This is a genomic window from Paenibacillus athensensis (assembly GCF_004514475.2).
Classification (GTDB): domain Bacteria; phylum Bacillota; class Bacilli; order Paenibacillales; family NBRC-103111; genus Paenibacillus_AL; species Paenibacillus_AL athensensis.
In genome coordinates, this window is record NZ_MYFO02000063.1 from 1 (window position 1) to 511 (window position 511).

Consider the following 511-nt stretch of genomic DNA (forward strand, 5'->3'; position numbering starts at 1 on the left):
GGATATCGTCAAGGTTTACAAACACGGCGATTTGAAAACGCTGCTGGGCACAGGAACGGTAGCAGCGGGCAAGACAGATGTGACGATTAGCCTGAAGGACACCGGAGCTACAGCCGGTTCGGTGGACCTGACGGTAACGACCAAAAACAAACGGGAATCGCAGGTGTACGAAGCTGCGTATGAGGCGACGCCGCAGACGGCCAAATTGAAGGCAGAGGCAGTTGTCGCGACGAACAACTTCGCCAAAGCGGATACGATTGTGGTGTCCGGTCTTCCTTTGGGCGGCAACGTCGTTAACGTATACGCCAAAACAGATGACGTCAAGCCGCTGGCTACGGCAACTGTAGCAGCGACAGCCACGTCGGCGACGCTGAGCATTGCGCAATTGGGCGCAGACGGCGGTAAGGTGTATATTTCCGTGCTGGCGCTGGGCAAAACGGTGTCCGAAAGACTGGAAGTGAGCTTCGACAAGGAGCCGCAAACCGATGCGCCAACGGGCAGCAACGTCACT

At 56.8% G+C, this 511-nt stretch carries 1 pseudogene; it reads left to right on the plus strand.

Annotated features, from left to right (window positions below):
• Window positions 1-511, plus strand: a pseudogene (locus tag B5M42_RS25870) (hypothetical protein); the annotation flags it as partial.